Raw genomic sequence first — 14570 nt, forward strand, 5'->3', positions numbered from 1 at the left:
AAAAAATCTTAAATTAAAAATTTTTAAAAACTAAAATTTAGATTTGTAAAAAAATAAAACATGACCACATCAAGATTAGAAGCCTTTAGCGATGGCGTTATTGCAGTGATTATCACGATTATGGTTTTGGAGTTAAAAATTCCTGAAACTGCCGATTGGTCAGGGATAAAAGCTTTGGCTCCAAAATTCATAAGTTATGTGCTTAGCTTTCTGTATGTCGGCATATACTGGAATAACCACCATCATCTTTTGCATAAGACCAACAAAATCAATGGTAATATTATGTGGGCCAATTTATTTTTTTTGTTCACATTATCTTTAACACCTGTATCTACAGGCTGGATGGGCGAGCATAATTTCGAGAAAAATACAAGCATTCTTTATGGTATTATATTGATGTTTAATGCGATATCTTATAGCATTCTCTCTTATTTTATTGCAAAAAAAGAAGGAAAAGACTCGGATTTTGTAAAAGCTATTGGTAACGAAACCAAAGAAAAAGTTTCCATCGTGTTATACATTTTGGGGATTGCAGCTTCTTTTTATCAACCTTATGTTGCGCTTGGATTTTATTATATTGTTGCTCTGTTATGGATTGTTCCAGATAAACGTTTGGAAGAAAAGTAAAATCTTATTCTTAAAATTAAAAATATCAAATTTCAACTTTGGAGAATCTCTAGCCCTGATCGAGCGGTCTGTCTGAGCTCGTCCAAAAAGCAAGGGCGAAGTTTGGATAGGGACAGCGAGTAGCGAGAGCAGGTTCCTGGCTCCTAAAAATTCAGAAAATTTTAGTTAGCTTTGCGCTATGGAAGAACGTGTTGTTTTAGTAAATCCACAAGACGAGGTTCTGGGATTGATGGAGAAAATGCAAGCGCATGAAAATGCTTTGTTACATAGGGCTTTTTCAGTGTTTTTATTTAATGATAAAGGTGAAATGTTGTTACAACGTCGCGCTGCGGGAAAATACCATTCGCCATTGCAATGGACCAATGCTTGTTGCAGTCATCCTCGTGAAAACGAATCTTATATAGATGCGGCAAAACGTCGCCTACAAGAGGAATTGGGTATTGAGACAGCGCTTACAGAACGTTTCTTTTTTATCTACAAAGCCGATGTTGGACAAGGTCTTTGGGAGCATGAGTTGGATTATGTTTTCACTGGTGAATATAATGGTGATTTTACATTAAATCCTGATGAAGTTGCGGAGATAAAATACCTTTCTATCGCTGATTTAGAAAAAGAAATCGAAGATTCTCCAGAACATTACACCGAATGGTTTAAAATCATCTGGGCAGAATATCGCAATCATTTGGATATTTAACACAAATTTTATTCTTTTAGCAAAATAATTCGCTTTTTGGTATTAAACTACAATAATAAAGTTTATTTATTTACATTTGTGATAAATAAATCTTATGAAGCAAAAATTACTCTCTTGCATTACTGTATTTGGCATTGGACTGAGTCTATCTGCTCAAAACATTAATGTTTTTGAAGATGTCCCTTTCTACAGCATGTATCATTATTTGGGTGAAGGCGAAAGTTTGCCGCCAGAAGCTTATTCGCAAATCCCTTCTGGGGCCATTCGCTTGCATGCTTACGAGCGCGACATTATTTCGAGAAAATTAACAAGTGAAGAAATTAGTGGTTTAGGAAGTAATCTTTCTATTGAAGTTGATCTTTTTGCGGCTTGTGATAATTATGACCGAATTGCAGGTATCAATCTGGCTTTAGTTCCCAAAGGAAGTACAGCTTACACTTGGGATCAAACAGATGTCAAACGTGTTGAGTTGGGAAGATTCATCACGCCGTTTATGAACAAAAACAAAACGCCAACTTCTGTGCCGTATAGTTTCCCAGCGAATAATCTCGCAAACATCCTACACAATGCCAATCTTATGCAACATTATGATGCATGGATTGAGTTCCGTGTCGATGGTTATTCTGCGGCTGCCAACCAACAAGTTGCAGGTTGTGCAGATAGAACTGACGTTTTCCGAGGAAGTTTAAAATTTGTTTCTACAGGAACAGCGCCAACGTCGCCCAACTTTTTCCTGCCATTGTCTTATCGACAAAATCTAAATAATTATAATGCAACGGATGTTCCTGGAACCACCACCAGAATTATCAATTTCACTTTGGAGCAACCTGTAGAGAATGCAGTTTTACATTTAATCTCATCCAACCACGGTGCTAATACCAATGGTGAAGAATATGTAAGAAGAGAGCATTATGTTTATCTAAATGATAATTTGATGTATCAATATAAACCTGGAGGAAAAACCTGTGAACCTTATCGACAATTCAACACGCAAGCTAATGGTATCTATGGAGCAACTGAAAAAACTTTGCGTAACTGGATGTCTTGGAACAATTGGTGTCCAGGCGATGCAATCCCGAACCGCGAAATAAGTTTAGGAAATCTCTCAGCGGGACAGCACAGTATAAAATTAACAGTTCCTAGTGCGGTATTTGCAGGTGGAGAAGGTTATTTTCCGATTTCGATGTATATTCAGAATAATAAAAATGGTGAAGTTATCTGTGAAGGACCAACTAATTTCAGAATCGAAAATCAAATTAATCAAAGTTTTGATTTGAATTGGGACCAAAGCCCAGATACGTCTTGGCAAGTTTTGTATGCCAGAAAAAATGCATTTAATACGAATCTTGACAACTATGTCGACACAAGCAATCCTACGTTGCATCTCGATAATCTGACTATTAATTGGTATTACGAGGCTTATGTAAAATCCAAATGTCTAAATAACGACAAAGAAAGTCTTTGGATTGGCCCAATCTATTCGCAGTCTATAAAACTAGGCACCGAGGAAGTTTCAAAAAATAGAATTAAAATTTCCCCAAATCCAAGTGACAAAGAGATTACAATACAATCGCCTCAAAAAGTAACGCAAGTTATTTTGTACACTATGGACGGAAAAAAACTCGCTGAATACCATTCGAAAAAATTCGATATTTCTAATTTACCAAAAGGCATATACATGCTTTTAATACATTTAGAAAATGGCGAAACAATCTCTCAAAAATTAATTAAGAAATAAAAAAAAGCGATTCAAATTGAATCGCTTTTTTTGTTTTAATTGGTTCTGGTTTCCAAATATTTTTGCCATTTCCAAGTCGTTCTCAACGCTTCTTCTAGCGAAGTATCAGCTTTCCAATTGAGTTCTTTTTCAGCTTTATCCGCATTAGCATAAGCAATTGTAATATCGCCTGCTCTACGATCACATACTTGATAAGGAACTTCCACATTATTCGCAGATTCAAAAGCTTTAACAACTTCCAAAACCGACGAACCTTTGCCAGTTCCTAGATTATAAACATCAATAAGTGTTTCTTCCGATGAAGCAAGCAATTTTTTGAGGGCCGCCACATGGGCTTTTGCTAAGTCAACAACATAGATATAATCGCGCACTGCGGTACCATCTTCCGTAGGATAATCATTACCCCAAATGCTTAGTTTTTCTCTAATTTTTGCAGCAGTCTGCGTTACATAGGGAACCAAATTATTAGGAACACCAATTGGCAATTCGCCTAATTTTGCAGTTGGATGCGCACCAATAGGATTAAAGTATCTTAAAAGCGTAATTTTTTTATGATTAGCCATTGCAAAATCTTTTAGAATTTCCTCGCCCATTTGTTTGGTTTTCCCATAAACACTTTCGGGCATTTTGAGTGGCGTATTTTCATCAATTGGCATTTCGTCCGCTTGTCCATACACTGTACAAGAAGAACTAAAAATGAAATTCGAGATATTTCTATTTTTAAATTCCTGAAGAATATTAATTAAAGAAAACAAATTATTTTCGTAATATTCCAAAGGTTTTTCCTGACTTTCGCCAACCGCTTTAAAAGCTGCAAAATTAATACAACCTTCAATATTATGTGCTTCAAAAACCTGAGATAGTAATTCTTTTCTTCTTAAATCGAACGGATAAAAAATTGGTTTTTTGCCCGCTACTTCTTCGATATTATTTAAAATAAACTTCTCCGAATTCGACATATCATCTACAATAACCACTTCAAAACCATTGTTCAGTAATTCAACAACGGTGTGCGATCCGATATAGCCTAATCCTCCTGTTACTAGTATTGCCATGTATTATAATTAGTTTTTTTACTCTGCTGACATAAACTCCAAAACCGCTTCTGTAATATATTTCAGTTGTTCTTCATCCAACTCGGTATGCATTGGCAAAGAAATAACCTGATCCAAAAGCTTATCGGTATTAATAAAATCAGCATCATTACTTTCTTGGTAATAAGCTTTTTGTTTTCTAAGCGCCACAGGATAATATATCATCGCTGGAATGTCTTTTTCAGCTAAGAATTTTTGAAGTTCATTGCGTTTTCCATTGGTAATTCTCAACGTATATTGGTGGAAAACATGGGACGAATTTTCAGCTTTTTGAGGCGTCAAAATATGCGGATGATTAGCGAATGCTTCGTTGTAATAATTGGCTGCCCATTGGCGCGCTTCGTTATAATTATTTAGCAACGGAAGTTTCTGTCTCAAAACAACGGCTTGGATACTGTCTAATCTTGAGTTAACACCAACTTCGTCATGATAATATCTCTCGTACATGCCATGATTCACAATACCTCTCAAGCGATGAGCAAGCTCGTCATCGTTGGTGAAAATGGCACCACCGTCACCATAACAGCCCAAATTCTTGGAAGGGAAAAATGATGTTGTACCAATAGTTCCCATTGTTCCGGATTTTTTAACAGATCCGTCAGAGAATGTATAATCTGCGCCAATTGCTTGTGCATTATCTTCGATAACATAAAGATTGTGCTCTTTAGCAATTTTTAAAATTTCTTCCATATTTGCACATTGTCCAAATAAATGCACCGGAATAATGGCTTTAGTTTTGGGCGTGATTGCTTTTTTAATTTGTTCTGGATCAATAGTAAATGTGTTATAATCTACATCCACCAAAACTGATTTTAATTTTAATAAATGAATAACTTCCACTGTTGCAGCAAAAGTAAAATCCGCTGTAATCACCTCATCACCTTCTTTAAGGTCCAATGCCATCAACGCAATTTGTAGAGCATCTGTACCATTAGCACAAGGAATGACGTGTTTTACATCAAGATAATTTTCTAAATCAGATTGGAAAAATTTGACCTCTGGTCCATTAATAAACGCTGCGGAGTTCATTACATTGATAACAGCGTTGTCCACTTCATTTTTTATTTTATAATATTGACTTTGAAGGTCAACCATTTGAATTTTTTTCATAACGAAAACTTTGATTTTGTAAATTTAAGCTTAATTTAGTTCTTATAAAAAAATAAGCAGTCATAAATCTATGAAAAAAATCTTTACAACCTTGATGTTTGGCGGACTTATATTCGCGCAAGCACAGCAGACAGAATTGGTTTTTGTCTTTTTCAAGGATAAACCCAACAAAGCAAGTTTCTATGCCAATCCACTTTCAGAATTGTCACAGAAATCTTTGGATCGTAGGACTCAAAAATCGATTGCACTTAACGATCAAGATGCGCCAATTGAAGCAAGCTATATTCAGAATGTCAAGAATTTAGGTTTTACAGTAACTGATTATTCCAAATGGTTAAATGGTGTCGCCATTAACGCAACGCCTGCACAGATCCAAACTTTACAATCTCAACCTTACGTTTCGCATGTGGAATCTTTTGTAAGAAATCCTTCTGGCAGTCAAAAAGCTTTAGCAGATCGACCTAACAAATGGAAAAATATGAGTGCCAACAAAACCAATTTTAATTATGGTGAAGCAACTGCACAAATAAACCAAATCAACCTGAAACCATTACACATTGCAGGTTACACCGGCACAGGAATCGACATTGCAGTTATTGACACCGGCTTCCCTACTGTAAACACGGGAAGTGCTTTCAAAAGATTAAGAGATAATAATCAAATAAAAGGAAGCTATAACTTTGTTTCTAAAAATAATGACATCTACAATACCGCGCTAAATCCTCATGGTAGTATTTGCCTTGGGACAATTGGCGGATACATTCAGAATCAATTTGTAGGTTCTGCGCCAGATGCTAATTTTTATCTTTATGTCTCAGAAAATGACGATGTCGAAATTCCAGAAGAACAACTTTATTGGATAGAAGCAGCGGAAGAAGCCGACAGAAAAGGTGTAGATCTTATTACAACCTCTTTGGGATATTATATTTTCGATGACAGTCGCTATGACTACACCTATGCGGATATGAATGGGACGACAACTTTTATAGCTCGTGGTGCCCAAATCGCTTTCGAGAAAGGTATATTCATCAATTTTGCTGCTGGCAACGAGGGGAATAATGACTGGCATTACATCATCACACCAGCAGATAATGCTAAAGTATTTTCGATTGGCGCTGCAGATCAATTTGGTGGTATGGCGACATTTTCTTCTTACGGCCCCAATTCCGCAGGCGTTATAAAACCTGATGCTTGCGCACGTGGGCTCTTTACAGCAACTGTTCTTAACAATGATGTTACAGAAGCTAGTGGCACCTCTCTAGCCAATCCGTTGGCCGCAGGTGGCGTTGCTTCTCTTTTGCAAGCACTTCCAAAAAGTGTCAATTTGGTAGATGTACAAAATAAACTTCGTGGCAATGCTTCGCTGGCTAATACGCCAACAGATCAAGAAGGTTATGGCATTCTTAATTTCGGAAAAACTTATAACCAATTTTTAGCAACCGAGAATATTAAAACAACTAACTTTAGCATCTATCCCAACCCTGCCAAAGGTTTTATTGAAGTAAAATCAAGTGACAAAATACAATCAATCCAAATTTATGATAATATCGGTCGATTAATTTTAACTTCAAAATCTTCGAAAATTGATGTTTCTACATTAGAAAACGCAGTTTATTATCTAAAAATAAATGACAATACGAAAGTTGAAAAGTTCATTAAAAACTAAATAGAAAAAGCTGTCAGAATTTGACAGCTTTTATTATTTAATTTTAAAATTAAGCCGAATTGCGACTCGCATTGATATTTCCAAATAAAGAACGCATCACTAATTTTTCGTAAAGTGCTTTGTTATCCGGATTTTTCTGAATTTGCATCAACGCATATTGTTGAATACTTAGCAAAGGCAAAACAATTTTTTCACGAATTAGAACCGATTTTCTATTTAATGGTTCTTCCTGCATCAAAACTTTGAACCCTGTCAATTCCAACATCAAATCTTTGGAAAGATTAAATTCATCAAAGAGAATATTCCAAAATACACCAAATTTTGGATTTTCTCGCATATAATAAGTCAATGGAAAATACGTCTTATTCATCGACATCATCGAGTTGAGCACCAAAGTTTTGAAAAAGTCTGAGTGCTGATACAAAAGTTTAACATCATCAAATCGACCTTCTTCTTTCAACTGTTTCAAAGCGGTCCCAAATCCAAAAAATCCAGGAACATTTTGTTTTAGTTGCGACCAAGACCCCACAAAAGGAATAGCACGTAAATCTTCGAATTTCAGTTCACCATCGGCGCCACGTTTGCTCGGGCGACTTCCGATATTGGTTTTTCCGTAATATTCCAAAGTACTCATCTCCTGCAAATAAGGCACAAACATGGGATGAGATTTCAGCTGGCTGTATTTCTCAAAGCTAATTGTTGACAATTCATTTATTAAATCCCGTTCTCTTTTGGAAAGTTCTTTCTTAGAATTTTCGAAAACGTCATTTTCAATTCCAGCGCTTAACAATTGTTCAAAATTATATTTGGCCTGATCTTTATTTCCAAAAACACTCGTTATGGTTTGCCCTTGTATCGTAAGTTCAATTTGATTGTTGGCAATTGTTTTCCCTTGTGATGCGTAAAAGTCATGCGTTTTTCCACCGCCTCTTGCTGGTGGCCCGCCACGCCCATCGAAGAAAACTACTTTTACCCCAAATTCTTTAGCAACTTTTGTTAAATTTTCTTTGGCGCGGTAGATTTCCCAATTTGCTTTGAGATAGCCACCATCTTTGGTTCCGTCTGAAAAACCGAGCATGATGTATTGTTCATTTTTGCGACGCTGGAGATGTTCTGCATAGATTGGATTTTCGTAAAGTTCTCGCATCACAGATTCTGAATTATCGAGACCATCCATCGTTTCGAAAAGTGGTACAATATCCATTTTGATGTCCGTATCTTGATAACCGCAAGCTTTCATCATCGCATAGACATTCATAACGTCTTTAACCTCATCAGAATTCGAAATGATATAACGATGCAGACCGCGTTCGCCATTTTGCTCCTGAATTTTGGTAATGTTCAGAATGTTTTGTAAGCTGTCTTTTACAATTTCTTCAGAGAAATTTTCTGGTTTTATAATTTGATTTGAAGAAATAATTTGGTTAAATTTATCGTTATTTGAAACTTTAGAAATATCTTCTGTTTTAAATATATTTTGATAAATAACATCGACAATTTTTTGATGAACACGACTATCTTGTCGAATATCCAATGTCGCAAAATGCGTCCCAAAAATCTTTACTCTATCGCGATAATCATCTAACAAATCATGGAATAGCGCTTGATGTTGGGTCACCAAAATATGTTCTGCGTCATTGATTTTAGAAATAATGTCGGTTTCAGAAATTTTAAAATCTTTTTGAAAAATCGCTTGATATAATTGATGGCTCAAACTTTCTAAAACATCAGAAACGCCTCTAAAACTAAGTCTTCTTCTTAAGCTTTTGAGATGTCCATAATAACATTTCAAAATAGAACTTCGCAGCTCATTCGCCACTTCCAAAGTGACATCCGAAGTCACAAATGGATTGCCGTCCCGATCTCCGCCTGGCCAAAAACCGAGTTTGATAATATCTGGATGAAGATGAAAATGCTCTGTCTCGAAGGTTTCTTTCAGATTTTTGTACAAGTCACCAATACTTTTATAATAGACATAGCGCAGATAGTAAATAATACTCATCGCCTCATCCAAAGGCGTTGGACGCTCTTTGTTAACAAAAGGCGTTTTCCCCAATTGCTGCAAAAGAACATCAATCTGTGTCACCGAATCGTTTTGGATCGCATCGCGCAAATCGTGGATAATCCGTTGCACGGCATTGGGATAAAACTGCGTAGGATGTGCCGTGAACACTATCTTGACAGAAAAATCTTTTAATTTTTTACGAACTTCTTGCAAACGATGATCCTGCACAGCACGTTCATAAAGATTCGGAATTGTTCCGCTATCTGCCTGAGAATGCAACTTCTGAAAAGCCGCATCTTCGATACTATCAAACAACACCACTTGTCGCTCAATATATTGCACAATTTTGAAAAGCAGTTCAATCTTTTGTTCTTCAGATTGCAGATCGGTATGATTTTTAAAAAATGAATTAATGATCGTTTCTGGCGACAAAGCTTTGTCATAGCCTTCCTTACTTTCTTCATATAAAAAAGGTAACAACATGCCGATATTCGTCATTTTATCATAAGGCAAACTCATGAACAACGAATTGTATATTTGGAATTTGTTCTCAACAAGTTGACGGAAAACTTCGGATTTTTTATCATTCATCATATAACAAATTTAATAATAAAAGAATGCCGTTCTTAATAAAATAATTATAAATTGCTAGTTTTAATAAACACTTAAACAAGCTATCTAATTTCTTATAAAAATGTTATTACTCCTTATTTTAATAAATAGTTTGCTACTATTTGCACTTTTACTTTTTAGCGCATTAACCTACCAGAATTTACCCAAACGTATTCCTATTCATTTTGGACTAAATGGTGATGCAGACGGATTTAGCAGCAAAATATTTTATTGGTTGTTACCCATTTTAGGACTTTTGTTTTTCTCGCTGTTCAGTACGCAGGCTATTGATTTAAAATCACTAAAAATTTCGGATTCTTTATTAAAACAAAATTGGTTTTCGGACAAAGAAAACATCGTGATACTTTCTATTAACACCTTTGTTTTGATTTTATTTTTAGAAATCCAATCCAGCATTTATAAAGTTGCTAAAGGAAAACAAACAAAAATATCCAAATCGGTTTGGATCTGGACAGTCGTTATTATTATTGTTAGTCTATTATTGGCTATTTTGACAAATAGTTAAAAACTTTTCCGACGCTTTCAATAACATCGGAAGCTAAAAGACTTTCTTTCGCTTGATTTTTGAGCGCTAAATCGGCGGCTTTCCCGTGAATCCACACGCCAAAAATCGCAGCCTCCTTCGGTGAATATTTTTGAGCCAAAAGCGAGGTGATAATACCTGTCAACACGTCACCACTTCCGCCTTTTGCAAGTCCAGAATTACCGCTGATGTTGTAATAAACTTCTCCAGTATGTAAAATAATCTGTGTATGATGATCTTTAAGAACGATGTTCAGTTGGTATTTTTTAGCAATTTCTTTTGCCAGTTCTAAGCGTTCAAAAGAGCTCGCGGATAGCCCAAAAATCCTTTCAAATTCTTTAGGATGTGGCGTAAGAATAGAATCTTTTGGCACCCAAGATAAAAGATTAAGATGCGTTGAAAAAATCGCTAAAGCATCTGCATCTAAAACAACGGGACGACTATGACTTCGTAAAAAATTTTCTAATGCAGAACGGGCAATTTCATTTTTCCCAAATCCTGGGCCAATGCCGTATTCTCCGTCTTCTATGTAATTAATATGTTCAACTTCTTTGATTCCTGAAAATTCGAACATTGCTTCTGGAACTTGCATAAGGCAAGAAGAATACGCACATTCGGGCGCATTAATAAAGGTTAAACCAGCACCAGTCCTTGCAGCAACACGTCCTGCCAAAAGTATCGCACCTGTTTTCCCATACGTTCCTCCCACCAAAACGGCTTTTCCAAAATGTCCTTTATGGCTAAATTCTGGTCGGGATTTATATATTTTTTTGATTTCAAGTTCATCCGCTACATACGCATCAACGACAACATCTTCAATAAAACTAGGACTAAGGTCTATATTTAAAACATGAATTTTTCCACAAAAAATTCCAGTTTCGGGATGAAAAAATATTTTTTTATAAAATTGAAAACTTAGAGTATCATTAGCTTTAATGAAAACAATACTGTTTTTATCAGCATCTGGGCTTAATCCCGATGGAAGGTCTAAAGATATGATGCGATTAGGAAGTTTATTAATTTCATTAATAAGATTTTCCCAAGGCTGCCCTATATTTTTATTAAGTCCAATACCAAAAATTGCATCGATCAGCACTGTTGAATTACGTAGCTCTGTCGTGGAAAAATCACAAGCATCTATAATTGGTATTGTTTCTGGAATACGCTGTAAATTAGTTACCGCATCTTTTGAAAATTTCTTCCCATAATTGACGACAACTTTAACTTTTCTGTTATTCTGAACTAAGAGTCTTGCTAAAGCCAATCCATCGCCACCATTGTTGCCATTACCACAAAAAATAACGAAATCATCATTAGGATTAATATTTTTGATAAGCCATTCGCAGCTCGACTTAGCTGCTTTCTCCATGAGATTAATTGAAAAAATAGGCTTATTCCTTATCGTATATTGATCGCATTCACGCAATTGATTAACATTGAGTATTTTCATCCATGAGTTTTTTGCAAATTTAATAAAAACCAAATTGCAAATATGATTTTATTTATAAAATAATACAAGTGTTTTGTAAAAGATATTATTAAGTTAATGAAACATTAATATTTTTTTTATTTTTGTAAATATATTAAACAAAACACTATGGGATTTTTTAAAGAATTCAAAGAATTTGCTGTTAAAGGCAATGTGATTGACTTGGCTGTCGGTGTAGTTATCGGCGGTGCATTTGGTAAAATTGTTACGTCTTTGGTAGAAGACATTATTACACCAGCCATCCTAAATCCAGCTTTGAAAGCGATTAATGCAGAAAATCTTTCTCAATTGGTTGTTCCCGGTACAGCGATTAAGTATGGAAATTTTTTATCGTCTGCAATTTCTTTCATGGTTGTAGCTTTTGCATTATTTTTAATGATTAAAGGTATTAACAAACTGAAAAAGCCAGATCCAGTTGCAGAAGAAGCTCCAGCAGGGCCAACTCAGGAAGAACTTTTAACGCAAATCAGAGATCTTTTAAAAGAAAAAAATTAATCTTTTTTGCTAAAAAACTAAAAAACCATCGAAGTTTCGATGGTTTTTTGTTTATTAAATTTTATTATTTTTTTTGCAAACATTTTTCAAGGAACTGATCTTGTTCCCAAAGCAAATGCATAATATTTTCTTTGGCAACATACCCATGCGATTCTTTTGGTAAAAGAACCATTCTAACAGGTGCTCCTAGATTTTTAAGTGCTTGAAAATAACGCTCCGTTTGTAAGGTGAACGTTCCCGGATTGTTATCCGCTTCACCATGCACCAATAGCATTGGCGTCTTCATTTTATTAGCGTTCATAAAAGGAGACATCTCGTTATAAACATTAGGAACATCCCAATAATTGCGCTGCTCAGTTTGGAACCCGAACGGCGTTAAAGTTCTGTTATAAGCACCACTTCTCGCAATTCCACAAGCAAATAGATCCGAATATGTCAATAGATTAGCCGTCATAAAGGCACCGTAAGAATGTCCTCCCACAGCTACTCTTTTTCTATCGATATAACCTAATTTGTCCACAGCATCGATGGCTGCTTTCCCATCTGCTACCAATTGTGTAACAAAAGTATCGTTCGGTTCTGTTTTACCTTCACCAATAATTGGGAACGACGCATCATCTAGAACTGCATAACCTTTGGTCACCCAATAGATGAACGACCCATAGCTTGGGAATGTAAACTCATTAGGATTTTTGGTGTTTTGCCCCGCTGTCGCCTTATCTTTAAACTCTTCAGGGTAAGCCCAAATTAACAATGGCAATTTATCTTTTTTGTTATAACCAAGCGGTAGATAAAGCGTTCCTGTCAAGTCAACACCATCATTTCTCTTATAATGGATCACTTCTTTATAAACATCTTTGATGCTGGCAAAAGGATTAACAAATTGCGTAACAGGTGTTAATTTTCCGGATTTAAAATTTTTGATATAATAATTCGGATATTCGTTTTTGGATTGCTCGCGAACCAAAATTTCGTTTTTCTTAATATCCAAAATATCAATTAAATCTTCTTTTTTCCCTTTAACATTCGATGTATAAAGTCTTGTCGTTTTTAAAGTTTTCCAATCAAATGAATCGATAAATGGAAATTGTCCTTCCTTGGTAAAACCTTCTCCCAAAAGGTAAGATTTGCCAGCTTCAACATCAATCACATCGCGCCCGAATTGATTTCTTCTGGTTTGGAATTCTCCCGGATCTTTGTACATATCCTGAAAATTACGACTCGAAATAAGTTTGGTTTCTCCTGTTGAAGGATTTAAAAATTGTGTTGTCAAATTACGGGTATCGTACCAAGAATCCATAACTGTTGCATGTTGGTCATCGCCCCATTGTATTCCAGCAAAACGTTCTTTTAGTTTTACCAGAGATTTTGGCTCAGAATTAAAGGGTGCATCCCAGGTATAAACTTCATCACGAAAATCCACTTTCTTAGCAGGATCTCCACCATCCAAAGCTTGTACAAAATACAAACTTGCAGGTTTGTCAGCACGCCAAGCCATATTTCGTTTGCCTTCACGGGTAGCGGAAAAACCTTTTGGCATAATCTCCGTTAATGGAATCGTGTTAACTTTTTTAACTTCGTTACCCGATTCATCATACACCACACTTGTCATCGGAAATCTTGACAAAGGCACGATATACGAAAATGGTTTTTGTAATGTTGTGATGTTAATGTATTTACCATCTGGCGAGAAACTTTGCCCGGCATACATGTCCGCTTTTTTGAACAATGTTGCATTTCTATTAAAATCAACTTTATATAATTCTGAAGTTACTAATGTTTCAAAATTCTTTTCGTCTTGTGGGTTTTTAAGAAGATCCTGATAAGTTCTGTTTTGTGACACTTTGCCTTCGGCTGTGGAAACAATCGGTCCCGTTGGCAAGTTTTTTTTGTCATCTAAAAGACTTGGACGATTGTCTAGCAATTGACTGACCAACAATGCTTTTGAATCTCTAAACCAAGAATATGGCGAACCCATATTGGCATTGAGGTTATCAGAAGTTAGCTTCTTCGCGGTGGCTGACGCCAAATCTACAACCCAAAGCTCGACACCTTTTGCCGTCGTATTGGTGAAAGCTAAAGATTTTTCGTCAGGCGACAATTGCAGATAGGCGATTTTCGCATTGACAGGGAGACCTTTAACTTGAGTTTCTGATTTATCTTTAACTTTTTTAATTTTCAAATTGTTGGAATAGGTCATCGTACTAGAGATATTAGTCACAGGGTTTATCCTAAGTCCTCCCAACTTCATTTCGTCCTGATTAAGATCTTCCAAAGTTTTGTAAGTGGATCGGTAACTCAATACCACCAAGGCTCTTTTACTATCCATCATAATAGATGGTGGACGATCATAATCTGCTAATTGCAAAATCTCTGCGGACGGTTTTTGATAAGTGACATTTTCTTGTGCAAAACCAAGACTGGCAGCTACCAACAACAACATGGAAATTCTATTCTTCATAAAACTATTTATTTCCTTCGAAAATACGATTAATT

General features: G+C 35.7%; 11 protein-coding genes. 6 read left to right on the forward strand and 5 right to left on the reverse strand.

Annotated elements, in window-relative coordinates:
• Positions 1-60: 60 nt before the first annotated feature.
• From G6R40_RS04900 to G6R40_RS04910, 3 genes are all read left to right on the forward strand, one after another.
• Positions 61-627 (forward strand): TMEM175 family protein, encoded by a 567-nt coding sequence (locus G6R40_RS04900; protein ID WP_165132331.1) that lies wholly within the window; start codon positions 61-63, stop codon positions 625-627.
• Between the two features lie 178 nt (positions 628-805).
• A complete protein-coding gene (gene idi, locus G6R40_RS04905; protein WP_165132334.1) occupies positions 806-1321 on the forward strand; it encodes an isopentenyl-diphosphate Delta-isomerase in 516 nt (171 codons plus the stop codon).
• 94 nt (positions 1322-1415) lie between these two features.
• Positions 1416-3059, forward strand: coding sequence for a peptide-N-glycosidase F-related protein (locus tag G6R40_RS04910; protein ID WP_165132337.1), 1644 nt, complete (start codon positions 1416-1418; stop codon positions 3057-3059).
• A gap of 35 nt (positions 3060-3094) precedes the next feature.
• Here the strand turns inward: G6R40_RS04910 and galE are convergent, their stop codons facing one another.
• Both galE and G6R40_RS04920 read right to left on the reverse strand, forming a co-directional pair.
• Complete coding sequence (gene galE / locus G6R40_RS04915) at positions 3095-4114, reverse strand: UDP-glucose 4-epimerase GalE (RefSeq protein WP_165132340.1); 1020 nt, start codon at positions 4112-4114, stop codon at positions 3095-3097.
• Between the two features lie 18 nt (positions 4115-4132).
• On the reverse strand, positions 4133-5263 hold the full coding sequence (locus G6R40_RS04920) for a DegT/DnrJ/EryC1/StrS family aminotransferase (protein WP_165132343.1): 1131 nt from the start codon (positions 5261-5263) through the stop codon (positions 4133-4135).
• Between the two features lie 70 nt (positions 5264-5333).
• Between G6R40_RS04920 and G6R40_RS04925 the strand changes: the two genes are divergently transcribed.
• Positions 5334-6929: a S8/S53 family peptidase gene (locus G6R40_RS04925; protein ID WP_228455920.1), complete on the forward strand. Its 1596-nt coding sequence runs from the start codon at positions 5334-5336 to the stop codon at positions 6927-6929.
• A gap of 49 nt (positions 6930-6978) precedes the next feature.
• On the opposite strand, the gene G6R40_RS04930 is transcribed toward G6R40_RS04925, so the two are convergent.
• Positions 6979-9528, reverse strand: coding sequence for a phosphoenolpyruvate carboxylase (locus G6R40_RS04930; protein WP_165132346.1), 2550 nt, complete (start codon positions 9526-9528; stop codon positions 6979-6981).
• A 100-nt stretch (positions 9529-9628) separates the two neighbouring features.
• Here G6R40_RS04930 and G6R40_RS04935 point away from each other — a divergent pair, with 100 nt between their 5' ends.
• Positions 9629-10072 (forward strand): DUF1648 domain-containing protein, encoded by a 444-nt coding sequence (locus G6R40_RS04935; RefSeq protein WP_165132349.1) that lies wholly within the window; start codon positions 9629-9631, stop codon positions 10070-10072.
• Here the strand turns inward: G6R40_RS04935 and G6R40_RS04940 are convergent.
• Positions 10053-11540, reverse strand: coding sequence for an NAD(P)H-hydrate dehydratase (locus G6R40_RS04940; RefSeq protein WP_165132352.1), 1488 nt, complete (start codon positions 11538-11540; stop codon positions 10053-10055). The two genes, G6R40_RS04935 and G6R40_RS04940, sit on opposite strands and share 20 nt — an antisense overlap.
• Before the next feature lie 147 nt (positions 11541-11687).
• Between G6R40_RS04940 and mscL the strand changes: the two genes are divergently transcribed.
• Entirely contained in the window at positions 11688-12074 is a 387-nt protein-coding gene (gene mscL, locus G6R40_RS04945; RefSeq protein WP_165132355.1) for a large conductance mechanosensitive channel protein MscL, read from the forward strand.
• A 64-nt stretch (positions 12075-12138) separates the two neighbouring features.
• On the opposite strand, the gene G6R40_RS04950 is transcribed toward mscL, so the two are convergent.
• Complete coding sequence (locus G6R40_RS04950; protein WP_165132358.1) at positions 12139-14535, reverse strand: alpha/beta hydrolase family protein; 2397 nt, start codon at positions 14533-14535, stop codon at positions 12139-12141.
• Positions 14536-14570: the final 35 nt, after the last annotated feature.

Source organism: Chryseobacterium sp. POL2, assembly GCF_011058315.1.
Lineage (GTDB): Bacteria > Bacteroidota > Bacteroidia > Flavobacteriales > Weeksellaceae > Soonwooa.

Excerpts from the sequence above, each read along its gene's own strand:
- G6R40_RS04900 (WP_165132331.1), top strand. The coding sequence starts at position 61 with ATGACCACATCAAGATTAGAAGCCTTTAGCGATGGCGTTATTGCAGTG.
- idi (WP_165132334.1), top strand. The coding sequence starts at position 806 with ATGGAAGAACGTGTTGTTTTAGTAAATCCACAAGACGAGGTTCTGGGA.
- G6R40_RS04910 (WP_165132337.1), top strand. The coding sequence starts at position 1,416 with ATGAAGCAAAAATTACTCTCTTGCATTACTGTATTTGGCATTGGACTG.
- galE (WP_165132340.1), bottom strand. The coding sequence starts at position 4,114 with ATGGCAATACTAGTAACAGGAGGATTAGGCTATATCGGATCGCACACC.
- G6R40_RS04920 (WP_165132343.1), bottom strand. The coding sequence starts at position 5,263 with ATGAAAAAAATTCAAATGGTTGACCTTCAAAGTCAATATTATAAAATA.
- G6R40_RS04925 (WP_228455920.1), top strand. The coding sequence starts at position 5,334 with ATGAAAAAAATCTTTACAACCTTGATGTTTGGCGGACTTATATTCGCG.
- G6R40_RS04930 (WP_165132346.1), bottom strand. The coding sequence starts at position 9,528 with ATGATGAATGATAAAAAATCCGAAGTTTTCCGTCAACTTGTTGAGAAC.
- G6R40_RS04935 (WP_165132349.1), top strand. The coding sequence starts at position 9,629 with ATGTTATTACTCCTTATTTTAATAAATAGTTTGCTACTATTTGCACTT.
- G6R40_RS04940 (WP_165132352.1), bottom strand. The coding sequence starts at position 11,540 with ATGAAAATACTCAATGTTAATCAATTGCGTGAATGCGATCAATATACG.
- mscL (WP_165132355.1), top strand. The coding sequence starts at position 11,688 with ATGGGATTTTTTAAAGAATTCAAAGAATTTGCTGTTAAAGGCAATGTG.
- G6R40_RS04950 (WP_165132358.1), bottom strand. The coding sequence starts at position 14,535 with ATGAAGAATAGAATTTCCATGTTGTTGTTGGTAGCTGCCAGTCTTGGT.